Genomic DNA, 1,379 nt, shown 5'->3' with positions numbered 1-1,379 from the left:
CCCCCCCCCCCCCCCCCCCCCCCCCCCCCCCCCCCCCTCCTCAAAAAAAAAACCCCCCCCCCCCAGATCAGTATCAATGTCTCGTGGGCTCGGAGATGTGTATAAGAGACAGTCTTTTTGTCACCTAACCACGCCGAACGTTCCTAACGTCCGTGGTCAATACACCTAGGCCAGTGGCCCCTTGTCATGGTCGCCGGAACCCGCACCGCCGACGCAATCGGCAACCTGTTCGGCATGGCCACCTACTGCGAAGGCGACGTAAAAACGACGTTCTACCGGACCAAGGCCCGGTCAACAGCCAAGGAATTGGAATGGATTGACGACCCTGGTGCCCGGCGAAGGCTGGAAACTCTGGGCCTGACTGCCCGCAACCGGTTCCTGATCGACCTCCTCTATTACATGGGTATCCGGGTCGGAGAGGCGCTCTCGCTCTTCTCAGGCGACATGCACTTCGGAGGAGGATCCCCTGAGCTGGGGTGCCGGACCGTGGATCCTCACTTCCATGTCGTGATGGGCCATCCCACCGAGAACGGGGCACGCTCCAAGGGCGCCGAGCGCACGCTCCACGTGACCCCGCCGCTGGTCGAGCGCTACGTCGATTACGTCCTGGAACGCTCAGCGGTTCTGGGGCTGGACGATCATTCAAAGCATGTTTTCGTGAATTTGTACGACAGGGAAAACGACTACCTCGGACGGGCCATGACGTATTCCAATGCCTACGACCTCGTGAAGCGGGTGGGGGACAAAATTGGCATTCCCCTCACGCGCCCCCATATGCTCCGGCACACCTTCGCCACCCGACTCGTGCGCGGCATCGACTGTGACCGGCAGGACCTGGACGTCGTCCAGTATCTGCTGGGACACCGAAGCATTGAATCAACGCGGGTCTATACGCACGGGCTTGAACCTGCGGCCAAGGCTGCCCTGGCCGCACTCGTCCCGCGGGCCATCGAGTTGAGGCCGACAGAATGACCGTCGCAGCAGTCCCTGTCGGGACACGCGACGAGGACTCGGAGGTCACGTGGAGCTCTTTCCTTGGCACTCGTATTGCCAAGGGATGGAGGCCGTCCGAGTTCGACGACGAATCGCTCGTTTTCCTTCCTGCCATCGATGCGAGGGATACAAGACTCACGGTATGCAGCAAGACCGGCTGCACTGTCCTGATGCCGGAGGCCGGGCTGTGTCCCGGGTGCAGGAGTTCCTGGCGGAAATCCAGTGCGGCAGTGGCCTTCGAGGACTGGTTGGCCCAACCTAAGCCGGCTAAGCCTCGATCCACCGGGCGGGTTTTGATTGGGTGGGATCGTTCTGATCCTGGTCAGGGTTTCGGTCTGAGGGCGTGAGGGAGTTCCCGGCCTTGCTGCCGGTTGTGTTCCGTGGTC

The 1,379-nt window shown here is 61.9% G+C and carries 1 protein-coding gene; it reads left to right on the top strand.

Annotated elements, in window-relative coordinates; translation table 11 throughout:
• Positions 1-306 precede the first annotated feature (306 nt).
• Complete coding sequence (locus tag ACLRGI_RS23385) at positions 307-972, top strand: tyrosine-type recombinase/integrase (protein ID WP_419203818.1); 666 nt, start codon at positions 307-309, stop codon at positions 970-972.
• Positions 973-1,379 lie beyond the last annotated feature (407 nt).

Origin of the sequence: Paenarthrobacter sp. PPS72, from assembly GCF_048537125.1 — a bacterium.
Lineage (GTDB): Bacteria > Actinomycetota > Actinomycetes > Actinomycetales > Micrococcaceae > Arthrobacter > Arthrobacter nitroguajacolicus_E.
The sequence above is the reverse complement of the archived record's forward strand: the minus strand, read 5'-3'. Positions and strand labels throughout refer to the sequence as shown.